The organism is Nocardioides sp. NBC_00368, from assembly GCF_036090055.1.
Classification (GTDB): Bacteria; Actinomycetota; Actinomycetes; order Propionibacteriales; family Nocardioidaceae; genus Nocardioides.
Genome location: NZ_CP107970.1, coordinates 1,472,028 through 1,496,125, shown reverse-complemented (window position 1 = coordinate 1,496,125; position 24,098 = coordinate 1,472,028). Strand labels below are relative to the sequence as shown.

General features: G+C 70.1%; 25 protein-coding genes and 1 tRNA gene. 21 read left to right on the top strand and 5 right to left on the bottom strand.

The window, feature by feature from the left end; all coding sequences use genetic code 11:
* The first annotated feature begins 119 nt into the window (after positions 1–119).
* The 15 genes from xerD (at position 120) to der (ending at position 14,614) form a co-directional block, all read left to right on the top strand.
* Entirely contained in the window at positions 120–1,016 is an 897-nt protein-coding gene (xerD, locus tag OG984_RS07155) for a site-specific tyrosine recombinase XerD (protein WP_328532333.1), read from the top strand.
* Positions 1,013–3,619, top strand: a complete 2,607-nt coding sequence (locus OG984_RS07150; RefSeq protein ID WP_328530900.1) for a DEAD/DEAH box helicase — start codon at positions 1,013–1,015, stop codon at positions 3,617–3,619. The genes xerD and OG984_RS07150 overlap by 4 nt, the downstream gene beginning before the upstream one ends.
* A gap of 30 nt (positions 3,620–3,649) precedes the next feature.
* Positions 3,650–3,796, top strand: a complete 147-nt coding sequence (locus OG984_RS07145; RefSeq protein WP_008359447.1) for a hypothetical protein — start codon at positions 3,650–3,652, stop codon at positions 3,794–3,796.
* 303 nt (positions 3,797–4,099) lie between these two features.
* Positions 4,100–5,044 carry a ParA family protein gene (locus OG984_RS07140; RefSeq protein ID WP_442941002.1) on the top strand — a complete coding sequence of 315 codons (945 nt, stop codon included), beginning with the start codon at positions 4,100–4,102 and terminating at the stop codon, positions 5,042–5,044.
* Entirely contained in the window at positions 5,026–5,391 is a 366-nt protein-coding gene (locus tag OG984_RS07135; RefSeq protein WP_328530899.1) for a hypothetical protein, read from the top strand. The genes OG984_RS07140 and OG984_RS07135 overlap by 19 nt, the downstream gene beginning before the upstream one ends.
* Before the next feature lie 17 nt (positions 5,392–5,408).
* Complete coding sequence (locus OG984_RS07130; RefSeq protein WP_328530898.1) at positions 5,409–6,299, top strand: segregation and condensation protein A; 891 nt, start codon at positions 5,409–5,411, stop codon at positions 6,297–6,299.
* Positions 6,292–6,975: an SMC-Scp complex subunit ScpB gene (gene scpB / locus OG984_RS07125; RefSeq protein WP_328530897.1), complete on the top strand. Its 684-nt coding sequence runs from the start codon at positions 6,292–6,294 to the stop codon at positions 6,973–6,975. The genes OG984_RS07130 and scpB overlap by 8 nt, the downstream gene beginning before the upstream one ends.
* Entirely contained in the window at positions 6,972–7,739 is a 768-nt protein-coding gene (locus OG984_RS07120) for a pseudouridine synthase (RefSeq protein ID WP_328530896.1), read from the top strand. Before scpB ends, OG984_RS07120 begins: the two co-directional genes overlap by 4 nt.
* Before the next feature lie 207 nt (positions 7,740–7,946).
* Positions 7,947–9,185, top strand: a complete 1,239-nt coding sequence (gene thrS / locus OG984_RS07115; RefSeq protein ID WP_328530895.1) for a threonine--tRNA ligase — start codon at positions 7,947–7,949, stop codon at positions 9,183–9,185.
* A gap of 183 nt (positions 9,186–9,368) precedes the next feature.
* Positions 9,369–10,178: a helix-turn-helix domain-containing protein gene (locus tag OG984_RS07110; RefSeq protein WP_328530894.1), complete on the top strand. Its 810-nt coding sequence runs from the start codon at positions 9,369–9,371 to the stop codon at positions 10,176–10,178.
* The gene (locus tag OG984_RS07105) at positions 10,168–10,566 is read left to right on the top strand and encodes a VOC family protein (RefSeq protein ID WP_328530893.1); all 399 of its coding nucleotides are present in this window, start codon (positions 10,168–10,170) and stop codon (positions 10,564–10,566) included. Before OG984_RS07110 ends, OG984_RS07105 begins: the two co-directional genes overlap by 11 nt.
* A 102-nt stretch (positions 10,567–10,668) precedes the next feature.
* Entirely contained in the window at positions 10,669–11,769 is a 1,101-nt protein-coding gene (locus OG984_RS07100; protein WP_328530892.1) for a prephenate dehydrogenase, read from the top strand.
* A gap of 10 nt (positions 11,770–11,779) precedes the next feature.
* The gene (gene cmk, locus OG984_RS07095; RefSeq protein WP_328530891.1) at positions 11,780–12,499 is read left to right on the top strand and encodes a (d)CMP kinase; all 720 of its coding nucleotides are present in this window, start codon (positions 11,780–11,782) and stop codon (positions 12,497–12,499) included.
* Positions 12,496–13,236 (top strand): lysophospholipid acyltransferase family protein, encoded by a 741-nt coding sequence (locus OG984_RS07090; protein WP_328530890.1) that lies wholly within the window; start codon positions 12,496–12,498, stop codon positions 13,234–13,236. The genes cmk and OG984_RS07090 overlap by 4 nt, the downstream gene beginning before the upstream one ends.
* A complete protein-coding gene (gene der / locus OG984_RS07085; protein ID WP_008359463.1) occupies positions 13,229–14,614 on the top strand; it encodes a ribosome biogenesis GTPase Der in 1,386 nt (461 codons plus the stop codon). Before OG984_RS07090 ends, der begins: the two co-directional genes overlap by 8 nt.
* Before the next feature lie 75 nt (positions 14,615–14,689).
* Here the strand turns inward: der and OG984_RS07080 are convergent, their stop codons facing one another.
* Entirely contained in the window at positions 14,690–15,181 is a 492-nt protein-coding gene (locus OG984_RS07080; RefSeq protein WP_328530889.1) for a MarR family winged helix-turn-helix transcriptional regulator, read from the bottom strand.
* 116 nt (positions 15,182–15,297) lie between these two features.
* On the opposite strand from OG984_RS07080, the gene OG984_RS07075 reads away from it, so the two are divergent.
* Both OG984_RS07075 and OG984_RS07070 read left to right on the top strand, forming a co-directional pair.
* Complete coding sequence (locus tag OG984_RS07075; protein ID WP_328530888.1) at positions 15,298–16,116, top strand: maleylpyruvate isomerase family mycothiol-dependent enzyme; 819 nt, start codon at positions 15,298–15,300, stop codon at positions 16,114–16,116.
* A gap of 24 nt (positions 16,117–16,140) precedes the next feature.
* A complete protein-coding gene (locus OG984_RS07070; RefSeq protein WP_328530887.1) occupies positions 16,141–16,635 on the top strand; it encodes a VOC family protein in 495 nt (164 codons plus the stop codon).
* Between the two features lie 41 nt (positions 16,636–16,676).
* Here OG984_RS07070 and OG984_RS07065 read toward each other — a convergent pair whose 3' ends face one another.
* From OG984_RS07065 to OG984_RS07055, 3 genes are all read right to left on the bottom strand, one after another.
* Complete coding sequence (locus OG984_RS07065) at positions 16,677–17,273, bottom strand: hypothetical protein (protein WP_328530886.1); 597 nt, start codon at positions 17,271–17,273, stop codon at positions 16,677–16,679.
* Between the two features lie 81 nt (positions 17,274–17,354).
* Complete coding sequence (locus OG984_RS07060) at positions 17,355–18,755, bottom strand: GntT/GntP/DsdX family permease (RefSeq protein ID WP_328530885.1); 1,401 nt, start codon at positions 18,753–18,755, stop codon at positions 17,355–17,357.
* Positions 18,752–19,252, bottom strand: a complete 501-nt coding sequence (locus OG984_RS07055; RefSeq protein WP_328532331.1) for a gluconokinase — start codon at positions 19,250–19,252, stop codon at positions 18,752–18,754. Before OG984_RS07055 ends, OG984_RS07060 begins: the two co-directional genes overlap by 4 nt.
* A 150-nt stretch (positions 19,253–19,402) precedes the next feature.
* Here OG984_RS07055 and OG984_RS07050 point away from each other — a divergent pair, with 150 nt between their 5' ends.
* Together OG984_RS07050 and OG984_RS07045 are read left to right on the top strand one after the other, a co-directional pair.
* Positions 19,403–20,119, top strand: coding sequence for a FadR/GntR family transcriptional regulator (locus OG984_RS07050; protein WP_328530884.1), 717 nt, complete (start codon positions 19,403–19,405; stop codon positions 20,117–20,119).
* Between the two features lie 77 nt (positions 20,120–20,196).
* Positions 20,197–20,270: transfer RNA gene (locus tag OG984_RS07045), tRNA-Pro, on the top strand.
* Positions 20,271–20,319: 49 nt separating this feature from the next.
* On the opposite strand, the gene OG984_RS07040 is transcribed toward OG984_RS07045, so the two are convergent.
* Entirely contained in the window at positions 20,320–22,368 is a 2,049-nt protein-coding gene (locus tag OG984_RS07040) for a HelD family protein (RefSeq protein ID WP_328530883.1), read from the bottom strand.
* Positions 22,369–22,556: 188 nt separating this feature from the next.
* Here OG984_RS07040 and OG984_RS07035 point away from each other — a divergent pair, with 188 nt between their 5' ends.
* The gene (locus tag OG984_RS07035; protein ID WP_328530882.1) at positions 22,557–23,081 is read left to right on the top strand and encodes a hypothetical protein; all 525 of its coding nucleotides are present in this window, start codon (positions 22,557–22,559) and stop codon (positions 23,079–23,081) included.
* Positions 23,081–24,076, top strand: coding sequence for an ArsR/SmtB family transcription factor (locus OG984_RS07030; protein WP_328530881.1), 996 nt, complete (start codon positions 23,081–23,083; stop codon positions 24,074–24,076). Before OG984_RS07035 ends, OG984_RS07030 begins: the two co-directional genes overlap by 1 nt.
* Positions 24,077–24,098: the final 22 nt, after the last annotated feature.

Here is a 24,098-nt window from a genome sequence, read left to right as displayed (position 1 = left end):
AAGTGCAGGAATACCCGGTTAACCGGGTATTCCTACCCGTCGGCATCCACCACCCCTGGTTGGATGGACCCGTGACTGCCGCCCCGAACGCCTCGGCCTCCACGGCAGTGGAGCATGCGATGCGCACCTACCTCGACCATCTCACGGTCGAGCGAGGCCTCGCGGCGAACACGCTCTCGTCCTACCGGCGCGACCTGCGAAGGTACGCCGAGTTCCTGGCGCAGCACGACGTGGAAACACTCTCCGGTGTCTCGGAGGCGACGGTGTCGGGGTTCCTGGCACACCTGCGCGAAGGCAGCGAGGAGCACCCGGCGCTGAGCGCGACCTCGGCGGCGCGGACCGTCGTGGCGGTGCGCGGGTTCCACAAGTTCGCCGTCGCCGATGGGCTGGTCGAGGCCAACCCGGCGGGCCACGTGAAGCCGCCGCGTGCAGAGAAGCGGCTGCCGAAGGCGCTCCCGCTGTCCGACGTGGAGGCGATCCTGGAGGCGGCGGGTGCTCCCGGCACCCCGCTCGCGCTGCGCGACCGGGCTCTCCTGGAGGTGCTCTACGGCACCGGCGCCCGCATCTCCGAGGCCGTCGGCCTCGACGTCGATGACCTCGACCGGGTCGACCACGTCGTCCTGCTGCGGGGCAAGGGCGGCAAGGAGCGGATCGTGCCGGTCGGCTCCTACGCCATCGAGGCGGTCGAGGCCTACCTGACCCGAGCGCGCCCCGATCTCGCCTCCGCCCGCTCCGGCGGTGCGCTCTTCCTCAACGCGCGTGGTGGCCGGCTCTCGCGCCAGTCGGCCTGGACGGTCCTGACCCGGGCGGCCGAGCGCGCCGGGATCGACAAGGACGTCTCGCCGCACACCCTGCGCCACTCCTTCGCCACCCACCTGCTGGACGGGGGTGCTGACGTACGTGTCGTGCAGGAGCTGCTGGGCCATGCGTCGGTGACCACGACGCAGATCTACACTCTTGTCACCGTGGACAATCTCCGAGAGGTCTTCGCGACCGCACACCCGAGGGCCCTGTGACCGACACCAGCTGGATCCCCAAGGTCGGAGCGAGCCCCGACGACGTCTACGAGGCGGTCGTGGCGTGGGCCGAGGGGAGTGGCCGCAGCCTCTACCCCCACCAGGACGAGGCGATCCTGTCCCTCCTGGCCGGGGACAACGTCATCCTGGCGACGCCGACGGGCTCGGGGAAGTCGCTGGTCGCCGCGGGCGCGCACGCAGCCGCGCTGGCCGAGGACAAGGTCTCCTTCTACACCGCACCGATCAAGGCCCTGGTGAGCGAGAAGTTCTTCGACCTGGTCGAGACCTTCGGCGCCGAGAACGTCGGCATGCTCACCGGTGACGCGTCGGTCAACGCCGACGCCCCGATCATCTGCTGCACCGCCGAGGTGCTCGCCAACCTTGCGCTGCGAGAAGGCAAGCATGCCGACGTCGGGCTCGTGATCATGGACGAGTTCCACTACTACGGCGAGCCCGACCGCGGCTGGGCCTGGCAGGTGCCGCTGCTCGAGCTCCCGCAGGCCCAGTTTCTGCTGCTGAGCGCGACCCTCGGCGACACCAGTGCCCTGGCCAAGGATCTGACCAGGCGAAACGGTCGCGACACCGTCCTGGTCGACCAGGCGGAACGACCCGTTCCGCTCACCTTCGACTGGCGCCTGACTCCGCTCTCGGAGACCCTCGAGGAGCTCGTCACCACCGGACAGGCGCCCGTCTACGTCGTCCACTTCACCCAGAAGGACGCCGTCACCCACGGCACCTCGCTGCTCAACGCCGGCTGGCTGAAGCTCTCAGGCGAGGAGAAGGACCAGATCGCGAAGCGGCTCGAGCCGGTCCGGTTCGCCGCCGGCTTCGGCAAGACCCTGGCCAAGCTGCTGCGCAAGGGCATCGGCGTCCACCACGCCGGCATGCTCCCCAGATACCGAAGGCTCGTCGAGCAGCTCGCCCAGGCAGGGCTGCTCAAGGTCATCGCCGGCACCGACACCCTCGGGGTCGGCATCAACGTCCCGATCCGCACCGTGCTGTTCACCGGGCTGGCCAAGTTCGACGGCCGCCGCCAGCGCATCCTGCGGACCCGGGAGTTCCTCCAGATCGCAGGAAGGGCCGGCCGGGCCGGCTTCGACACCCAGGGCTACGTCGTCGTCCAGGCGCCCGAGCACATCATCGAGAACGAGAAGGCCAAGGCGAAGTCCGAGGAGCGCCGCAAAGCCGGCAAGAAGAACTCCAAGGCCCAGCTCAAGAAGCCGCCCGAGGGCACCGTCGTGTGGACCGAGGCCACCTTCACCAAGCTCGTCGACGGCGCCCCTGAGCCGCTGCAGAGCCGGATGAAGGTCGACAACTCGATGATCCTCAACGTCGTCGCGCGCGACGAGGACGCGTTCGCGGTGATGCGCCGGATCACCATGGACAACCACGAGGACCGCCGCACTCAGCTCAAGCTGGCCCGCCGGGCCCTGCGGCTGACCCGCTCGCTGGTGCACAGCGGTGTCCTCACCCGCCTGGCGACGCCCGATACGTACGGGCGCCGCTACGTCCTCACCGAGGCGCTGCCGGCCGACTTCGCGCTCAACCAGCCGCTGGCCCACTTCGCCCTCGCCGCGCTCGACACGCTCGACCCCGAGTCGCCGGAGCACACGCTCGAGATCGTCTCGGTGATCGAGTCGGTCCTCGAGCCACCGCGCCAGATCCTCTTCGCCCAGCAGCACGAGGCCCGCGGCAAGGCGATCGAGAACATGAAGGCCGACGGCGTCGAGTACGACGAGCGGATGGCGCTCATCGAGGAGATCACCTGGCCCAAGCCGATGGCCGAGCGGCTCGAGGCGCTCTTCGAGGTCTATCGCGGCACCCACCCGTGGCTGCCCGAGGACGCCCTCGACCCGAAGTCGATCCTGCGCGAGATGTACGAGCAGGGGATGACCTTCACCGACGTCGTACGCCGCTACCAGCTCGCCCGCTCCGAAGGCCTGGTGCTGCGCTACCTGACCGACGCCTACCGCACCTTCCGGCACACGGTCCCCGAGACCTACAAGAGCCCCGAGGTGGAGGACCTGGTCGAGTGGCTGGGGGAGACGATCCGGCAGACCGACTCGAGCCTCCTCGACGAGTGGGAGGCGCTCTCCGATCCCGAGCACATCCCGTCGGCGGTGGCCCACCACGAGGCGCCACCACCGCCGCGGTCCCTCTCTCAGCAGCAACGAGCCTTCGAGATCATGGTCCGCAACGCGATGTGGGCCCGTGTCGACGCGGTCTCGCGCGACGACCTCGACGGCCTGATGCGGCTCGAGCGTGCGGCCGCCGACCGCTTCGAGCCCGCGCGCGACGTGGTGATGACGAGGTCCCGCTGGGACGACGCCCTGGAGGCGTACTTCTCCGAGCACGACGACGTCGGCATCTCCGCCGACTCGCGATCGCCCAAGCTGCTCACCTGGACCGCCGAGCGCGGCGCCCCGGCTGGGGTGGACGAGAGCGACGAGACGTACGACGACACCCGGGTCTGGCGGATCACCCAGACCATCGACGACCCGGCCGGCGACCACGACTGGGTGATCGAGGCGGTGGCCGATCTGGACGCGAGCGACGAGGCCGGCGAGCTGGTCCTGGCGACGGTGGCGATGCGCCGACTGTGACGGGTTGCCGGCGTCCGCTAGCGTGGCATCGTGCGCAAGCTACTGAAGAACCCCGTCGTCGTCGCGGCCATCGCCAAGATCGCCAACGAGGCTCGCAAGCCCGAGAACCAGAAGAAGATCAAGGACGCTGCGACCAAGGCCTACGACCAGTTCCAGAAGCGCCGCAAGTCGCACTGACCGCAGCCGATCGGGCGGAGATCCATCCACAGGTTTCTCCACATCGAAGGCCCTCCCTGTGGGGCCGGCGGGGCGCCAAGTGCACAGGTCATCAACAGATTCGGATCGCGTAGCAGAATCACCAGGATTTGCCTTGTGACACGCCCGGCGCGGCTCCTAGAGTCGCGCAGATCTGGGTCTTAGAGTCGCCGTGTCGACATATAGACCCGCACGCCGTGATCATCCCAGGGCCGCGGCAACTGAACCGGGGGTGGAGGAATGGAAGACAGCTATTTCGGAGCAGGTGGCGCGACCGCGCCGCAGATGCCTCCGCAGACGCCGGCGCCGCCGGCCTATCCGCCCTCGGCCAGACTGCGCGCCAACGCCCCTGAGCCCGACGCGGGTTCCTTCGACTCCCCGGGCAAGAACAAGATGGGTCCGACCGGTCGGCCCTGGCCCAACCTCCCCGAGCCCGGTCCCGCCACCGGCGGCCCCGCCCGCACCGTGGCGATGGTCAACCAGAAGGGCGGCGTCGGCAAGACCACGACCACGATCAACCTGGGTGCCGCGCTGGCCGAGCACGGCCGCAAGGTCCTCCTCGTCGACTTCGACCCGCAGGGGTCGCTCTCGGTCGGTCTCGGGCTCCAGCCCAACGAGATCGAGCTGACCGTCTACAACCTGCTGATGGAGCGCGACATCACGCTCCAGGACGTGGTCGTGCCCTCCGGCATCGACGGCGTCGACCTGCTCCCGGCCAACATCGACCTCTCCGCCGCCGAGGTGCAGCTCGTCCAGGAGGTCGCCCGCGAGCAGACCCTGGCCCGCGCCCTGGCCCCGGCCGTCGCCGACTACGACGTGATCCTGATCGACTGCCAGCCGAGCCTCGGCCTGCTGACCGTCAACGCGCTGACCGCCTCCGACTCGGTCGTCGTCCCGCTGGAGTGCGAATACTTCGCGCTGCGCGGTGTCGCCCTGCTCAAGGACACCATCGACAAGGTTCAGGAGCGGCTCAACCCGCGTCTGAAGATCGACGGAATACTGGGCACGATGTACGACAGCCGCACCATGCACAGCCGCGAGGTCATGGAGACCCTGGTCAACGGATGGGGCGACCGCGTCTTCCACAGCGTCATCCGGCGCACGGTGAAGTTCGCCGACTCCACGGTGGTCGGCGAGCCCATCACCGAGTACGCCTCCAGCTCCACCGGTGCCGACTCCTACCGGATGCTCGCCAAGGAGGTGCTGGCCCGATGGCAACGAGGCGAGTGAGGGTTCCCGCCGCTGACGACCTCTTCCGGCGTACGTCCGACGGTGCCGCCCCGGCGGCCGCCGCCGAGGCGAAGGCCCGTCCGGTCCACGCCGTGCCCGAGCCCGACGCGGAGGCGCCGGCTGCGAAGAAGCGGTCCAGCGGCCGCGTACGGCATGACGAGAAGATGACCGTCTACATCACCTCCGAGGAGCTGCTCGACCTCGAGCACGCCCGGCTCAGCCTGCGCGCCAAGCACAGCATCGCGGTCGACCGCGGCCGGCTGGTGCGCGAGGCGCTCGCGATCGTGCTGGCCGACCTGGAGGAGTACGGGGAAGACAGCGCCCTCGTGCACCGGCTCGCCGAGTGACGGTGACGGTCACTCAGATGACACAAGCCCCGGACGGGGCCGAGGAGCAGGAGTCGGGTGGTGCCGGCGGATTCGAGGTGCACCTCGGCAACTTCGAGGGACCCTTCGACCTGCTGCTCAGCCTGATCGCCAAGCACAAGCTCGACATCACCGAGGTCTCGCTGGCCACGGTGACCGACGAGTTCATCGCCTACGTGAAGAAGGGCGCCGCCGAGAGCGGAAAGGGCGCCTGGGACCTTGACCAGACCTCCAACTTCCTGCTGGTGGCGAGCACGCTGCTCGACCTGAAGGCTGCCCGGCTGCTGCCCCAGGGTGACGTCGAGGACGAGGAGGACCTCGCGCTGCTCGAGGCGCGCGACCTCCTCTTCGCCCGGCTGCTGCAGTACAAGGCGTTCAAGCAGGTGGCGGCCGTCTTCGGGGAGCGACTGGCGAAGGAGTCCAAGCGCCACCCGCGCTCGGTGCAGCTCGAGCCGCGCTATGCGGGCCTGCTGCCCGAGGTGCTCATCGGCATCGGGCTGGAGCAGTTCGCCCAGCTCGCTGCGGCCGCGATGGCGCCCAAGCCCGGGCCGCCCGAGATCGGGCTGGCCCACATCCACGGCTCGAAGGTGTCGGTCAAGGAGCAGGCGGCGCTGGTCATCGAGCGGTTGCGCGCCTCGGGACAGATCACCTTCCGCGGACTGTGCTCCGACTCGCCCGACACGCTGACCACGGTGGCCCGGTTCCTCTCGCTGCTGGAGCTGTTCCGCGAGGGCGCGGTCGCCTTCGACCAGGTCACCGCGCTGGGCGAGCTGACCGTACGCTGGACCGGCGACGGGGCGCTCGACGTCGATGAGCTGATCCAGGACGAGTTCGAGGGGCAGCCGCCTGCCGAGGGCGGCGCCGACGATGGGGAGAAGGACGATGACTGAGGTCTCGACAGGATCGACCGACGGGGACGAGACGCTCGCGATCGATTTCGCCGATCTGCGCCCGGCGCTCGAGGCGGTGCTGATGGTCGCCGACGAGCCGCTCGAGGCGGCCGCGCTCGCCTCGGCCGTGGGCCACCCGACCGCCGAGGTGGTCGCGTCCCTGGAGGGCCTTTCCGCCGAGTACACCGAGCAGGGCCGCGGCTTCGACCTGCGCAACGTCGCCGGTGGCTGGCGGTTCTACACCCGCGAGGCGTACGCCGAGGTGGTCGGAGGCTTCGTGCTCGAGGGCCAGCAGGCCCGGCTGACCCAGGCGGCGCTGGAGACGCTCGCCGTGGTGGCCTACAAGCAGCCCGTCTCGCGTGCCCGGGTGTCCGCGATCCGTGGCGTCAACGTCGACGGCGTGATGCGCACACTGCTCACCCGCGGTCTCGTCGAAGAGGCTGGTCAGGACCACGAGACCGGCGCCAACCTCTATCGCACCACCGGCTACTTCCTCGAGCGGATCGGCATCACCGACCTCGGCGAGCTGCCCGAGCTGGCTCCCTACCTGCCCGACCTCGCCGACATGGAGGAGGAGCTGACCGAGCAGGTCAGCCAGGAAGCGCTGGCCGCGCAGCCCGAAGAGGCTGCGGCGAATGGGTCCGACTCTGAGGATGCGGGAGAATCGACCCCGTGAGTGAGCTTCCTGAGCGTGATGATCTGCCGCTGGACGACGAGGGCCTGATCCGGCTCCAGAAGCTGCTGGCCCTGGCCGGCATCGCGTCGCGCCGCGGCAGCGAGATCCTGATGCTCAACGGCGAGGTCGAGGTCAACGGCGAGGTCGTCACCCGCCTCGGCACCAAGGTCGACCCCGGCAAGGACGTCGTACGCGTCGGCGGCAAGCGTCTCCCGCCGATCTCCGGCAAGGTCTACCTGGTCCTCAACAAGCCGCGTGGCGTGGTCTCCACGATGAGCGATCCCGAGGGCCGCCGCAACCTCTCGGACCTCGTCGCCGACCGCCCGGAGCGCCTCTTCCACGTCGGCCGTCTCGACACCGACACCGAGGGCCTGATCATCCTCACCAACGACGGCGACTTCGCCCACCGGCTGGCCCACCCCAGCTACGAGGTCGACAAGACCTACGTCGCCGAGGTCAAGGGCGAGGTCTTCCCCAACGTACGCAAGCGGCTCCTGGCCGGCGTCACCCTCGAGGACGGCCCGGTCACCGTGACCAAGGCCCGGATCATGGAGACCCGCAAGGACAAGTCGATCATCGAGCTGGTCATCCACGAGGGACGCAACCGCATCGTGCGCCGCCTCCTCGACCACCTCGGCCACCCGGTCACCCGCCTGACCCGCACCCGGATCGGCCCGGTCCGGCTGGGCACGATGAAGCCGGGCGACATGCGCGACCTCTCCCGCGAGGAGCTGGGCGAGCTCCTGGACACGACCGAGCTCTGAGGGCCCGGAATCCTGGATGCGTACGCGACGGTGAGCCGTTAAGGTGAATGGCATGCAGCAGCGCGCGATGAGCACGACGACGCCGGACCCACTCCGGCGCTGACCTGCTGTCCACACCTTTCGCAGACCGCCCCGGAGCAGTGCTCCGGGGCGGTGCTTCGTCCTCGGCGGTGATGCTCCCGGGCCCTTGACCTCAGGAGCATCACCATGAACCTCGATCATCGCGACCTCAACCGCGACCTCGACATCTTCGCGACCGACCCGCTGGCCGGGTCCGGTCTGCCGTTGTGGCTGCCGGACGGAGCCGTCGTCTTCGCCGAGCTGGAGCGGCTGGCCGCCGACCTGGCCAGGGCCGACGGCTGCGTACCGGTCAAGACCCCGGTGCTCGGCAAGCGGGCGCTCTTCGAGCGCTCGGGCCACTGGGCGAAGTTCGCCGACGACATGTTCCCGCCGATGCGCCTGGGGTCGGGACCCGAGGGGGAGAGCGAGGACGAGCTCGTGCTCCGTCCCGCCAACTGCCCACACCATGCACTGGTCTACAGGGCCCGACAGCACTCCTACCGCGAGCTCCCGATCCGGCTCCACGAGCTCGCCCCGATGTTCCGTGCCGAGCGCTCCGGGGTGCTGTCCGGACTGAGCCGGGTGCGGCAGATCAACCTCGACGACACCCACGTCTTCTGCCGCCCCGACCAGGTCGCCGAGGAGGCGGGCAGGGCACTGCTCTCGGCGCTGAAGGCCCAGCAGATCCTGGGGCTGCGGGTCGACTACGTACGCCTCTCCCTCCGCGACGACTCAGCGTCCTACCTCGGCTCCGCCGAGCAGTGGCGTGGTGCCGAGGACGCGTTGCGGAAGGCGGCCTCGGAGGCCGGCGCCGAGGTCGTCGAGGCGCCGGGCGCGGCCGCCTTCTACGGGCCCAAGCTCGACCTCCAGGTCATCGACCCGCGTGGCCACGAGGAGACCATCGCGACCGTCCAGGTCGACTTCAACCAGCCCGAGCGCTTCGACCTGACCTACGACGCCGCCGACGGCTCCCGGCAGCGGGTCGTGATGGTCCACCGCGGCACCGTCGGCTCCATGGAACGCGTCACCGCCGCGGTGCTCGAGCGCTACCAGGGCCGCCTCCCGCTGTGGCTCGCGCCCGTCCAGCTCGCCGTCCTGCCCGTCTCCTCGGCCCAGGACGAGGCTGCCCGGGCGCTCGTCGACGCTCTCATCGCCGAAGGCCTCCGCCCGCGTCTGGGCCACGGCGGCTCGCTCGGCGCGCGGATCCGCGACTCCCGGCGCCGGCGCGAACCGCTCATCGCGGTCATCGGGGCGAGCGAGGCCGAGGTCGGGGAGGTGCAGGTACGCGACGTCGCGGCGGGGCTCGAGCGCCGGCTCTCGGTCGCCGGGCTGGTGGCTGCGATGAAGAAGGCCTATGCCTCGCGGGCGGGAGAGGTCTCCTGGTGAGATCTGCCGGCGAGGCCGAGATCGCCGAGGCGTCACGCACGTCGGCCGAGTCGGCAGTCAAGTGCCGACTCGGCCGACGCGGGTGACGTCTCGGCATGCCTACCGCGCAGCTCTATCGCACACCCGGCCCGTCGTCGGCGATAGTGCATGGGCAACCCGCGCCGACCGTGGCACCATCGAGACATGGCCGTGCCGGACGTGCTGCGTCCCTACGTCACGTCGCTGATCGCCTACGACGTGGACTTCGGGGCGCCGGGGATGCACCGGGGGATGCCGTCGACCGAGGTGACGTTCGTGCTGCCGGTCGACGATCCTCTGGTCACCTCGTGGGGGAGCCGCAGCGAGGCGGTGACGGCGTGGTCGCTGGTCTCCGGGCTGCACACCCGGCCGGCGACCATCCATCACCACGGCTATCAGCGAGGTGTGCAGCTGGGGCTGACGACCGCCGGGGTGCGGGCGCTGTTCGGGATGCCGGCCGCGGCCTGGCGCGGTGAGCTCCTGGCCCTCGACGAGGTCGCGGCACCCGGCGGCGTACGGCATCTGCCGGAGCAGCTGGCCGAGGCCGATCCGCGGCAGTGGGAGCGGTTGGTCGTCGCCGGTCTGGTCGCGGGGCTGGCGCGCCACGGCGAGCCGGGGCCGAGGGCGGAGGTCGGACGGGCGCTGGCGCTGCTGACCGGGGGAGCGGGCGTGCAGGAGGTGGCCGACGACGTCGGCTACAGCCGCCGGCGGATCAGCGACCTGGTGCGCGCCGAGACCGGGGTCGCGCCGAAGCAGTTCCAGCGGCTGGCGCGCTTCGACCGATCCCGCGGTCTCGTCGGCCGGCTACCCCTGGCGCAGGCAGCGAGCATCTGCGGCTACGCCGACCAGGCGCACCTGACGCGGGAGTGGCAGGAGTTCGCGGGGTGTTCGCCGACGACGTGGCTGCGCGAGGAGTTCCCATTCGTTCAAGACCTCGCCGACCGCCAGCCGGTTGACTCGAGGCATGACCACTGAACCCACCACAGACGTAGCGAAGATCAAGTACTGGCAGTCGATGGCGTTCGAGGACGCCGAGGCGATGATGGAGTGGCTGAGCGCGATCGGCTTCGTCGAGCACGCCACCTACCGCGAGGGTGGCATCGTGCACCACGCGGAATGGCTCTGGCCCGGCGGAGGAGGGCTGATGTTCGGACAGGTACGCGAGGACGGCGGCATCAAGAACACCGGTGCGTCCTCGGCCTACCTGATCACCGACGACCCCGACGCCGTCTTCGACAAGGCGGTCGCCGCGGGCGCCACCGTGGACCGGCCGATGGTCGACCAGGACTACGGCGGTCGCGGCGGCACGGTCACCGACCCGGAGGGCAACTCCTGGTCGTTCGGCAACTACCAGCCGTCGTGATCGCCAGGCGATATCGCACACCTTGGTCGCCGGCCGCGACAGCGCACCAGCAGGCCTGAGACGAAGAGGGTCGAGAGGCACCGACCCTTTAGCCTTGGACGCATGACACGGACCGGGGAAGCAGGGGGACGGTTGTCGAGTCTGACCGGCCCGGTCGAGATCGTCGGCGTCGGGCTGCTGGGCACGTCCGTGGCGCTGGCGTGCGCCGCGGCCGGTCTCGACGTCCTCCTCAGCGACTCGGTCGCCAGTCACGTACGCACCGCGACCGGCCTCGGCGCCGGCCGCCGTCGCAAGCCCGGCGACACGCCTCAGTTGGTCGTCGTCGCGGTCCCGCCGGCGCACCTCGGTGAGGTGATCACCCGAGCGCTCGCCGACAGCCCCGAAGCGGTCGTCACCGACGTCGGCAGCGTCAAGGCGTCACCGCTGGCCTACGTGCGTGAGCACAGCCCCGCCGACGTACGCCGCTACGTCGGCGGGCACCCGATGGCCGGCAGCGAGCGCTCCGGGCCTCTGGCCGCGACCGCGACGCTGTTCGAGGGGCGGCCGTGGGCGGTCACGCCGCACCCGGAGGCCGACCCGGCGGCGACCGAGCTCGTCGGCGAGCTCGCCACCCTGTGCGGCGGCGTCGCGCTGACCCTCACGCCCGAGGACCACGACCAGGCGGTGGCCCGCACCTCCCACGTACCGCACTTGATGGCGGCCCTGGTGGCGGGTCGGCTCGCGGTGGCGCCCGAGGGACACCTCGGCCTCAGCGGCCAGGGCGTACGCGACGTGACCCGGGTGGCCGCCGGCGACCCGGGCCTCTACGGCCAGATCGTGGCCGGCAACGCCCGCGCGGTGACCGACCTGCTCACCGAGGTGCGCGCCCAGCTCGACGAGATGATCGCGGCCGTCGGCAACGGCGACGCGGCCGCCCTGGACGTACTCCTCAAGGAGGGGCAGGCCGGCACCCGCGCCATCCCCGGCAAGCACGGCCGGCCGCAGACCGCGCAGGCGATCGTCTACGTCACGGTGCCCGACGAGCCCGGCAACCTGGCCCGGCTCTTCGCGGACGCGGGGGAGAGCGGCGTCAACATCGAGGACGTACGCATCGACCACGACCCGGGTCGTCCGGTGGGTGTCATGGAGCTGGTCGTGGCCGAGGACGCGGCCGACCGGATGCAGAGGGTTCTGGAGTCCCGGGGTTGGGTCGCTCACCGGTAGGCTCCCGCCCGTGAGCAGCAGCAATCCCACCACTGACCCCGCCCGCATCGTCATCGCCGTCGACGGCACCTCCGGCTCCGGGAAGTCGAGCACCTCGCGTGGGGTCGCCGACCGCCTCGGGATGCGCTACCTCGACACGGGCGCGATGTACCGGGCGATGACCTGGTGGATGCTCAGCAACGACATCGACGTGCACGACGCCGACGCCGTCGCGGCGGCGGCCGGCAAGCCCGTGATCACCTCCGGCACCGACCCGCTCGGCCCGACGATCGCCCTCGACGGATCCGACGTCTCGGTCGAGATCCGCAGCGACCGGGTCAACGCCGCCGTCTCCCCGGTCGCCACGGTCCGCGAGGTCCGCGCCCGCCTGATCGCCCTCCAGCAGCAGGAGATCGAGCAGGCGCTGGCCGCCGGCTCCGGCATCGTGGTCGAGGGCCGCGACATCGGCACCGCGGTCTGGCCAGCCGCCGAGCTGAAGCTGTACGTCACCGCCGACCCCGCCGCCCGCGCTGCCCGCCGCGCCGCCGAGGAGGGCGGCAGCGACGCCGAGGCCGTCCGCGCCTCGCTGGAGAACCGCGACAAGATCGACTCCACCAAGGGCGGTGCGGCGGTGCCGGAGGGCGCCACCCACCTGGACACGACGCCCTACACGCTGGAGGAGGTCATCCAGCTGGTGGTCGAGCTCGTCGCGACCAACGCCCGCGGCACATCCGACAAGGCGGGGGAGTGAGCGCGAGCCCGCCCGCGGGCACACCCCGCACCGACCTCCCTCCTACGGACGGGGTCCCGCACCCGAGCCGGTGGGCGCTCTACCACATCAACGTCTACGCCCGGTGGCTGATCCGTCGCCGTTTCGACGTCCGGCTGCACGAGACCGGCAACATCCCGGCGACGGGGCCGGTCGTCTTCGCCTCCAACCACATCGGGATCATCGACGGACCGCTGCTGGCGATCTTCACGCCGCGTCCCGTGCACGCCCTGACCAAGCTCGAGATGTTCGAGCACTGGTTCCTCGGGCCGTTCCTGCGCTGGGCGGGGCAGATCCCGCTCTACCGGTTCGGCAGCGACCCGGCCGCGGTGAAGATGGCGCTGAAGGTGCTGCGCGAGGGCAACGCGATGGGCATCTATCCCGAGGGCACCCGCGGTGCCGGCGACCTGGTCCGGTTCAACCGCGGCGCCGCCTACCTCGCGCTCGCCTCGGGCGCTCCGGTGGTGCCCGTGACCATGCTCGGCAGCCGCGACCCGGGCGGCGGGGTCTCCTCGCTGCCGCACAAAGGTGCCCGGATCGACATCGTCTATGGCGAGCCTTTCCACGTGGAGCGCGTAGGCTGGCCGCGTACCAGGGAACAAGTCGGGCATGTCTCGGGTTTGCTCCAGAAGCACATGCAGGTCCAACAGGACCATGCCCTGGCGTTGACCGGTCGCGAACTGCCCGGTCCGCTACCTAGCGAGGAGAACAATGACTGACCCCGACGTCTCGTACGAAGACGTACGAGACCTGCACGAGACTGACGAGACCCCGGCCGGGCCGCAGCCCGTCGTGGCCGTCGTCGGCCGCCCCAACGTCGGGAAGTCGACTCTGGTCAACCGGATCATCGGCCGCCGCGAGGCGGTCGTCCAGGACGTACCCGGCGTGACCCGCGACCGCGTCTCCTACGACGCCGACTGGAACGGCAAGGCCTTCACGCTGGTCGACACCGGCGGCTGGGACCCCGACGCCCAGGGCCTGGCCGAGCGGATCGCCGCCCAGGCCGAGATCGCGGTCTCCCTGGCCGACGCCGTCCTCTTCGTGGTCGACGCGACCGTCGGCATCACCGACGCCGACGAGGCGGTCGTACGCATCCTGCGCAAGTCCGGCAAGCCGGTCGTCCTGGTCGCCAACAAGGTCGACGACATGCGCACCGAGGCGGAGGCGTCCGCGCTGTGGAACCTCGGGCTCGGTGAGCCCTGGCCGGTCTCCGCGCTCCACGGCCGCGGCTCGGGCGACATGCTCGACGCGATCCTCGCGGTGCTCCCCGACCCGCCGCCGCTCCCCGAGGGCACCGAGATCGGCGGCCCGCGTCGGATCGCGCTGGTCGGCAAGCCCAACGTCGGCAAGTCCTCCCTGCTCAACAAGCTGGCCAAGGAGGAGCGGGCCGTCGTCGACAACGTCGCCGGCACGACCGTGGACCCGGTCGACGAGCTGATCGAGCTCGGCGGCCGCGAGTGGCGCTTCATCGACACCGCGGGCATCCGCAAGCGCGTCAAGGAGTCCAGCGGCCACGAGTACTACGCGTCCCTGCGCACCACCACCGCGATCGACCGCGCCGAGGTGGCCGTGCTGGTCATCGACGGCGGCGAGAAGATCTCCGAGCAGGACATCCGGATCCTGCAGACCGTCCGCGAGGCCGGTCGCGCGCTCGTGATCGCCTTCAACAAGTGGGACCTCGTCGACGAGGACCGTCGCTGGCAGCTCGACCGCGAGATCGAGCGGGAGCTGGTCCAGGTGCAGTGGGCGCCGCGGATCAACATCACCGCACGCACCGGCTGGCACGTCGACCGCCTGGTCCCCGCCCTCGACAAGGCCCTCGAGGGCTGGGAGACGCGCATCGGCACCGGCGCGCTCAACTCGTTCCTCGGCCGCCTCGTCGCCGAGCACCCGCACCCGGTCCGCTCGGGCAAGCAGCCGAAGATCCTGTTCGGCACGCAGCCCTCGACCGCGCCGCCGACCTTCATCCTGTTCACCAGCGGCAAGCTCGACGCCTCCTACGAGCGCTTCATCGAGCGCCGGCTGCGCGAGGAGTTCGGCTTCGTCGGCACGCCGATCGTGCTTCAGCAGCGCGTCCGGGAGAAGCGCAAGCGCTAGCAGCGCACGGACCCAACGCAACGGGCCCGCAGGTCACCACGGTGATCTGCGGGCCCGACGTACGTCGCGAGCTGCTCAGGCGGCGGAGCCGTCCGCGTTGACCGAGGGAGCCTTGACCTCGAGGCGCTCCAGCACGCCCTGATAGAGCTTGGTCAGAGCGGCGACCTCCTCGGGGGTGAAGGCGTCGAACATGACCTGCCGGATCAGCCTGACGTGCTCAGGGGCAGCGGCCTCGATCGCCTCGAGCCCGGCCGGGGTGAGGTCGACGTAGGCACCGCGCCGGTCGTCGAGGCACTCGCGGCGCTCGACGAGCCCACGGGCGGCCATCCGCATGACCTGGCGCGAGAGCCGGCTCTTCTCCCACTGCAGCTTGTCACCGAGCTCGTACATCCGCAGCGAGCGGTCGGGGACGTCGGTCAGGTTGACCAGGACGTCGTAGTCGGCGAGGGAGAGGCCGTTCTTGGCTTGGAGGTCGCGGTTCATGCGCGCGGTGAGCTGTGCGTTGACGGCGAGCCAGGAACGCCACGCGACCTGTTCGTCGTTACTGAGCCACTTGACCTCGTCCATGAGGTACACCTTACCGAGTCGGAACCGGTGCTTTCAGCAGCACCGCCCGCTCAGAGCAACTGTTGACGCAGAAACTAGACTGGTCGCAGAGGCGCGGCCAGAGAGGATCCCGACTGATGAGCACGTGGAACTTCATGGACGCCTCCAGCAAGGAGACCCTGCTGGACCTGATCCGCCGCGAGGCGGACGGGATGTTCGCCCTCGTCGCAGACGATCGGGCCTGGAACGGCCCGACCGCCTCGGGCGCGTGGACCGCCGCGAACGTCGTCGGCCACCTGGTCGACACCACCGAGACCTACTTCCGCAGCTTCGACGCCGCCGCAGGCAAGGGGGAGGCGCCGGAGCTGGTGCCGCTCACCGAGATGGCGACCCACGTCGACAAGGGCGCCCGCCAGTTCGAGGGCGTCTCGCGCGCCGAGCTGGTCGAGCGCTGCCGGACGGCGCTCGCCAAGGAGCTGGCGATCTTCGAGGGCCTCAGCGCCGACGACTGGATGGGCCTGACTGTCCCGCACAAGTACATGGGCCCGCTCCCGGCGGCGTTCTACCCGGTCTTCGCGCTGGTCGACTACACGCTGCACAGCTGGGACATCCGCGAGGGCCTCGGTCGTCCGCACGCGCTGGCGGCGGACTCCGCCGACATGCTGGTGCCGCTGTGCAACATCCTGTGGGCCAACACCGTGGCGCGTACGCCCGCGGCGGAGCCGCTCGAGGTCGGCATCGCCATCACCTCCGGCGCGCACGCCGGTGGCACCCGGATGACGCTCGGCGCCGACGGCCTCCAGCAGGAACCCGGATCGTTCGACGGTGTCGAGACGATCATCGAATTCGACCCGGCCAGCTTCGTGCTGACCGCGTACGGCCGGACCAACGCCGGCACCGTCAAGGGCGACCCCGCGGTCGCCGCAGAGTTCCTGGGCAGCTTCTTCAGGATCTGAGAGTCATGGCATGAGGAGAGCACGATGAGCATCGACATGGACTTCATCACGAAGGACCGTGAGCGGATCAAGAAGGAGTACCTCCGTGAGGAGGGCGCCCGCCCGGCCAGCACGGCCCGGGGGATCCACCACACCGCGCTGCTCTCCTCCGACGTACGCAGGTCGATCGACTTCTACCAGGGACTCCTGGAGTTCCCGCTGACCGAGATCTTCGAGAACCGTGACTACGCCGGCTCCGACCACTTCTTCTTCGACGTCGGAGCGGGCAACCTGCTGGCCTTCTTCACCCTTCCCGGGCTCGACCTGGGGGAGTACGCGGAGGTCCTCGGTGGGCTGCACCACATCGCGATCTCGGTGACCCACGAGAAGTGGGACTACCTGCGCGCCAAGCTCGACGACGCCGGGATCGACTACATGGTCGAGTCCAAGTCGTCGATCTACTTCAAGGGACCCGACGGCGAGCGGCTCGAGCTCCTCGCCGACCCGCTGGGGGAGATGTACGGCACCAAGGTGCTCTGACGCCCGACGCATCCGGGACGGGCGGCCCGTCCCGGATGCGCTCAGGGACGGTCGAACGGGTCCTCGGGCACCTCGAGCTCGAGCTGCTCCTCGTAGACCTGCTCCTCGGCCCGCCGGTCGGCCAGCCACGCCGTCAGCGCCACCACGACCAGCTGCGAGCGGGACTCGGCGGCCATCTCGTGGACCATGGCGTCGAGCACGTCGACGTTCGTCGCGAGCAGGCGCAGGGGCATCGTGACGTACGGGTCCTCGAGGCGTTTCGGCTGCGGGACGGTGCGCAGGAAGGTGCCGTCGGAGACGGGCCTGGTCTTCTCGCGCAGCGCTGCCTGGTGGGCCCGCAGGAGGACGGGGAGCCGGGGGCGGGTGGCCGCGACGGCGTCGAGCATCACGTCGACGAGCGAGCGCGGCACCGACTGGCTGTAGGTCTTCCACTGCGCCGCCAGGGATGCCGGCACGGAGAGGCTGATCGCCTGCACCGGCATCCCCTGGCGCCGCCCGGCGCCCTCCCGCTTCGACCTCGTGCGGTGGGCGGGAGTGCCCTTTCGGGAGATCGGGTCGAGCTTGCCGGAGGGCGCTGGGCTGCTGGTCTCTTCGGTGCTGGTCGGGGCTGTGTTGGATGGGGAAGGTGTATCCGACACGGTGAGCTCCTGTGGTGGGTGTGATCCATGTGTCAGGAGTGATTGTGTCGGACGGCACCGACAGTTTCGCGAGGGCCTGTGTCAGATCACCAGGCTCAGCGCCAGCACGAACACCAGACCGGACACGGAGAGCACCGTCTCCATCAGCGACCAGGACTTGATCGTCTGCACGACGTCGAGGCCGAAGTACTCCTTGACCAGCCAGAACCCGGCGTCGTTGACGTGCGAGAAGAACACCGAGCCGGCACCGACCGCCAGGACGACGAGGGAGACCTCGGCTGCGGGCATGTTGGCGACCAGGTCGACGACGAGCGACGACGCGGTGATGGTGGCCACGGTCGCGGAGCCGGTGGCGAGGCGGATGAGGACCGCGAGCACCCAGGCGAGGACGATGGCGGAGACGCCCGAGCCCTGCGCCCACTCGGCGAGCTGGGTGCCGATGCCGGTGTCGATCAGCGACTGCTTGAAGCCACCGCCGGCGGCGACGATGAGCACGATCCCCGCGATCGGCGGGAGCGACTGCTCGACGGTCCTGGCGATCTGACGGCGGTCCATCCCGGCGCCGCGGCCGAGGGTGAACATGGCGACGACGACCGCGATGGTCAGCGCGACGAGCGGGTAGCCGATCACGTCGAAGACCTGCTGGACCTGGTTCCCCGGATCGTTGATGACGATATCGACGATCGCCTTGGCGAGCATCAGGACGAGCGGCAGCAGGACGCTGAACAGCGTGACGCCGAAGGTCGGGCGGCGGATGTCGGTCGCGGTGGCCGCTCCCGGGCCGCCCACCGGAGTGGCGTCGAAGGTGTGGGGCGCCTCGACCACGACCCAGCGGCCGGCGAGCCGGCCGAACAGCGGACCGCTGACGATGATGACCGGGATGGAGACGAGTACGCCGAGCGCGAGCGTCGTGCCGAGGTCGGCCTGGAGCGCGCCGATCGCGGCCAGCGGACCAGGGTGCGGTGGCACCAGGCCGTGCATCGCCGAGAGACCGGCGAGGGTCGGGATGCCGACCGTGATGAGCGAGACCTGCGCCCGGCGGGCGACCAGGTAGATGACCGGCATCAGCAGGACCAGGCCGATCTCGAAGAACATCGGCAGGCCGATGATCGCGCCGACGAGCGCCATCGCCCAGGGCAGCGTACGCACCGATGACCTGCCGACGATCGTGTCGACGATCTGGTCTGCGCCGCCGGAGTCGGAGAGGAGCTTGGCGAACATCGCGCCGAGCGCGATCAGCAGGCCGACGCTGGTGGCGGTCGCGCCGAATCCCTCGCCGAACGAGGTGATCACGTCCATCACGTTGCGTCCCGACAGCACGCCGACCGCGACCCCGCCGAGGAGCAGGGCGAGGAACGGATGCAGCTTCACGTAGGTGATCAGGACCACGATCAGCGCGATCGCGGCGAGCGCGGCGGCGAGGAGTACGCCTCCGGAGGCGACCGGTGCGACCGGCTCGGTCGCGGCGGCAAGGATGTTCATGCGGACTCCTTGGTCAGGTTCGAGGTGGGGGACACCGCGGAGAGGTAGCGGTCGACGATCGCATCGACGTCCTGGTCGATGTCGACGGTCGTGCCCTGCTCGTCGGGAGCGAGGGGCTCGAGGGTCGCGAACTGCGAACGCAGCAGCGACGGCGGCATGAAGTGCCCCGCGCGGGCGGCGAGGCGTGCCTCGACCACCTCCGGGGTGCCGCTGAGATGGAGGAGCCGGAGGCCGCGGGCGCGACTGTGGAGCAGGTCGCGGTAGCTGCGCTTGAGCGCCGAGCAGCTCAGCACCGCGCCGGTCTGCTCGTGCTCGGCGAGCCAGCTGCCGAGCGTCTCCAGCCAGGGTTGCCGGTCGTGGTCGTCGAGCGGACGGCCCGAGGCCATCTTCGCGATGTTCTCCGGCGGGTGGAAGTCGTCGGCGTCGGCGAAGGGGACCTGGAGGCGCTGGGCGATGGCCGCACCGACGGTCGACTTGCCGGAGCCGGAGACTCCCATGACGACGAGGAGGCGGTGTCCTGAGCCTGTCGAAGGGGGGTTCTGTGTCACGCGTCACAGCGTGCATCAAAAGGCATCCGTTTGGCAAGGCGGAGCGATGTTAAGGATTCCGATTGCGTGGAGTCGAGGATGTGCGACGATGCCGCAGTGATGACTTCGAGCGGTGAGTCCGCGCACCGACTGCACCAGAGCGTCCGGGACGCCCTCGGGCGCCAGATCGTCTCCGGCTCGCTGTCGACCGGCGCGGTCCTGACGTTGGAAGGGATCCAGGCGACGTACGACGTCTCGCGCCCGGTCGCCCGCGAGTCCATCCGGGTCCTGCAGGCGATGGGCCTGGTCGCGACCCGGCGTCGCGTCGGCATCACCGTTCTCCCGCGTCAGGAGTGGAACGTCTTCGACCCGCTGGTCATCCGCTGGCGCCTCGACGGCGAGGGCCGGCGCGAGCAGCTGCTGTCTCTCTCCGAGCTGCGCCGCGGGTTCGAGCCGATCGCCGCCCGGCTCGCCGCCGAGCGAGCCCAGCCTGAGCATCACGGCGCTCTCGCCCGCTCCGTAGCCGACATGGTCGTCCACGCTGCATCGGGCGACCTCGAGGCTTACCTGGAGGCCGACACCGCCTTCCACAGGGTGCTCCTCAACGCCTGCGGCAACGACATGCTCGCCGCGTTCGGCGACCTCGTCGCTGAGCTTCTCGCCGGACGTACGCACCACCACCTGATGCCCGCCACGCCGAATCCCACCGCGATCGAGCTGCACGAGAAGGTGGCCATCTCGATCCGCAACGGCGACCCCGCCGGAGCCGAGGAGGCCATGCGCGCCATCATCGACGAGGCCGCCGAAGCCCTCGCCGCCGCCGACGACCCGCCGTAGGGGTACCGATTGGAGGCCTTGCGTCGCGGTGCGGTAATGTTCGGATCGCTTCGAGCGGAGAAATCCACTCGCAGTTTCGGGCTGTGGCGCAGCTTGGTAGCGCACTTGACTGGGGGTCAAGGGGCCGCAGGTTCAAATCCTGTCAGCCCGACGGACAAGTCCAGGTCAGATGGTGAATCTGACCTGGACTTCGTTGGTTTTCAGGGCAGCTGCAGGCTCACGAGCCGTTTCGTCCCTCGGGTCTGGGCGACGTAGAGGTCGCGCGGGCCGGAGTCCCCGGCGGCTCGGATGCCTGCGGGGTCGACGATGATGACGGTGTCGAACTCCAGGCCGCGGGCGTCGGGTGCGGCGACGATGGTCGCACCGGCGGTTTCGACGTCAGCCTCCAGAGCGTGCGACCGGTCGGTGGTGGCGATGACGCCGATCAGCTCATCGGGGTGCTCCTGAGCCACCTGGCTGATCAGGTCGTTCAGCGTCGACCGGAGGGCATCGACGGTCACGCCGAGGACGCGTGGATGGTCTCCGTGCCGGATCGATCTGGAGAGCTGCTGATCGGGAGCGATCTCGGCCAGCAGCGGCTCGGTGGCGAGCAGGATCTCGGTCGTGGTGCGGTAGTTGACCGACAGCCGGTGGTGAGCGAATCGCTCCTCGACGTACTGTCTCAGCGCGTCGTCCCACGAGCGGAGGGTGGTCGCGGGGCCTGCCTGGGCGAGGTCTCCGACGATGGTCATCGACCGGCCCGGGCAGCGGCGCATCAACGCCCGCCACTCCATCTCGGAGAGCTGCTGGGCCTCGTCCACGACGATGTGTCCGTAGCTCGCCTCGGGCGCACCGTCGACCAGGGTGCGCGCCTCGTCCAGGAGGGCCAGGTCCGGGCTGCCCCACCCGTCGCGAGCACCGAGCAGCACGAGGTCTTCCGCCGCGACATCGGGAAGAACGGCAGCGAGTACGTCGCGGCTGCTCAGGAGCTCGCGGACGAGGTCCTCGGCGGAGAGCCGGGGCCAGACCCGGGCGATCGCGCGATCGATGGCCGGGTCCCCGAGGAGATCTTCGCGGATGCTGTCCCAGTCGATGTCCAGACCGTCTTCGGAGGCTGTGCCCTCGACACCTGCGAACCGGTCGAGATCGATGCCCAGCAGCGCCTCCAGCTCTTCTTCGAAGTCGGAGATCTCCGTCGTGGTGCGCCGTTCCAGCTCGGCCACGAGATCATCGACGACGTACTCGGTGAAGAGAGCGCACGCCCGATTGTGCCCGACGTCGCCCTGCAGGGCCTGGCGGCGAGCGGCATCGACGACCGCCGGGTCGAGCGTCACTGTGTCGTGGGTGGTCTTCAGCTCCAGCGGTACGCCGTGAGGCTGATGGCGCCGCACCACGCGCGCGAGGCCGTCGGCGAGCGCGGAGCGTCCTTTGATCCGCGCGATGTGATCCGGGTCGGCGCGTGTCGCCTCGATGCCTACCAGGTCAGGCATCGTCGCCAGCTTCACGTCGTTCTCGCCGAGCGAGGGCAGCACCTCGGAGATGTAGGTGAGGAAGCGCTGGTTCGGCCCGAAGACGAGGACACCTCGGTCGGCGATGGCGGGGAACGCGTACAGCACGTACGCCGCGCGGTGCAGCGCGACGATGGTCTTGCCCGTCCCTGGGCCGCCGTCGACGACCATCACCCCGCGATGGGGAGAGCGGACGATCTCGTCCTGCTCGGCCTGAAGGGTCGCCGCGGCCTCGTGCATCCGCCCGGTCCGGGCCGTGCTCAGTGCTGCGACGAGCGGGCTGTCGCCCACGAGGTCGGCAGCCGTCGGCGACGTACCGTCGAGGATCTCATCGTTGACGTCGACGACCCGGCGCCCGTCGAGGCGCAGGTGGCGGCGCCGGCGCAGGCCCATCGGTGAGGCCATCGTCGCCGCATAGAACGGTCGCGCCGCCTCGGCCCGCCAGTCGATGAGCAGCGGCTCTCCGGCCTCGGAGCGCAGTCCGATCCGGCCGATGTGCAGGGACTCGCCGTCCTCGGCGCGATCGATCCGCCCGAAACACAGCGCGTGTTCGGCCGCCCGCAGCTGTCGGACGCGCTCTGTCAGCTGCGCGACCTCCATGTCCCTGGCATGACGCTCACCGGGCCCGTCGACGGGCGCCGCGATCGCCCGCTCCTGGGCCGCGCGTCTCGCGCTCGCCTCGGCCTCGAGGAGCGCATGCATCGCGTCTACCGACCGCTGCTCCTCGCCGACCTGACCGACCCCGTCGACCTGCTCGCCCACGTACCCGCCTTCCGTTGGAGGACGTCAACTATGAGCGGCGGCCTTGGTAAAGACAACGTTGATCTTTTCCCGGATCCATGGCCTCTCACCGACGGCCGACCTTTCGGTCTGGATCTAATCGTCGCCGTGACCGAGGTCGCTCTCCACGATGGGACGCGTCCGATTCCCTCAGCATCACAGGAGCAACCATGGGTAAGACCGTGCGAAGGCTTGTACCAATCGGCGCGGCGATCGCGGCGGTGAACGCCATCGTCCCGGCGGCGTTCGCGGACCAGGGAGGCGGCTCCGGGTGGGAGCAGACCTTCACGCCACCGTTCCACCTCGCGGCGGGGGAGAGCTGCGCGTTCGAGCTGCAGGCAGACGTCCTGTACGACCACGAGATCACTCGGGTGGTGGAGACGTTCCCCGACGGCTCGCCGCGGGTGGTCGACACCCAGGGGTCGCTCGGGTTCCGCTTCACCAACGTCGACAGCGGTGAGTCGATCCGTCGTGACACCTCCGGCACCCTCCGCGCGACGATCGGCCAGGACGGCGGCGTCCACTTCCGGTTCCACGGCAACGGACTGGCGGTGATCCGGATGCCCAACGCCCTCACCCCGCCGGGCGTCTACGTCGTCTCCGGGGATGTCGACTACGTCCGGCATGCCGACGGGCAGCGAGAGTTCGCGGAGATCGACGGCACCGTCGAGAACATGTGCCAGACTCTCGACTGATGATCCAGCTGCGGCTCAGTTCCGCCGTGCTCTCCCGGACACGCTTCGCGTTCTCGCCGTTGGCCGAGGCCGTGAAGAGCTTGTACGTGGTCCATTCCGGCGCGATCCATCCGCTGCACCGCGGCTGGTACGACCGGGTGCGTGCCGACCTGCGGCGGGCCGACAACGAGCTGCTCAGGGGGATCGTGCCGCCTGGCGGACACGTCGCCGAGTTCCTCTTCGTCGGCGCCACCAGCACCGAGACCACGATCGAGGAGCAGCTCCAGCTGATCGCGGGCTGGCCGCACGAGCACCTTCTGCTGGAGCTGCAGCGGGCCTGGCACGGGGTCGGGGTGACACCGGCAGTACGCCGGGTTCTCGAGGACTCCGACGCTCCTCGACGGGTCGCCGTGGAGCTCGAGCGTTATTGGCACCAGGTGCTCGAGCCCCACTGGCCCAGGCTGCGCGGAGTGCTCGACGCCGACGTCGCCTACCGCCTGGACCGGCTGGCCCGCGGTGGCATCGCCTCCCTCCTCTCGGACCTGCACCCGTCCCTGCAGTTCACGGATCAGGCGATCCGCATCACCAGCGCCACCGACGGCGACATCGACGGCGGCGGCCTCACCTTGGTCCCGAGCGTCTTCGTCTGGCCGCGGATGTGGGTCGAGCTCGGGCTGCTCGGCGAGCCGAGCCTGACGTACGGCGCGCGCGGCATCGGCACCCTGTGGGCGGACCGGCCCATGCCGGTGGACCGGGAGGACGCGCTGGGCGAGCTGCTCGGCCGCAGTCGGAGCGAGATCCTGATGAGCCTGCAGGTCCCACGATCGACGACCGATCTGGCCCGGGAGATCGGACTCGCAGCCGCGACCGTGAGCTCCCATCTGTCGGTGCTACGGCGCACCGGACTGGTCACCTGCTGGCGCAGCGGCCGGCGGGTGCTCTACCAGCGCACCGCGCTCGCTTCCGTGATGGTCGATGCCGGCCTGGCCGAAGAGCGGGACCAGGCACACGGCTGAGCATCGGCCCTGCCCTCAGATC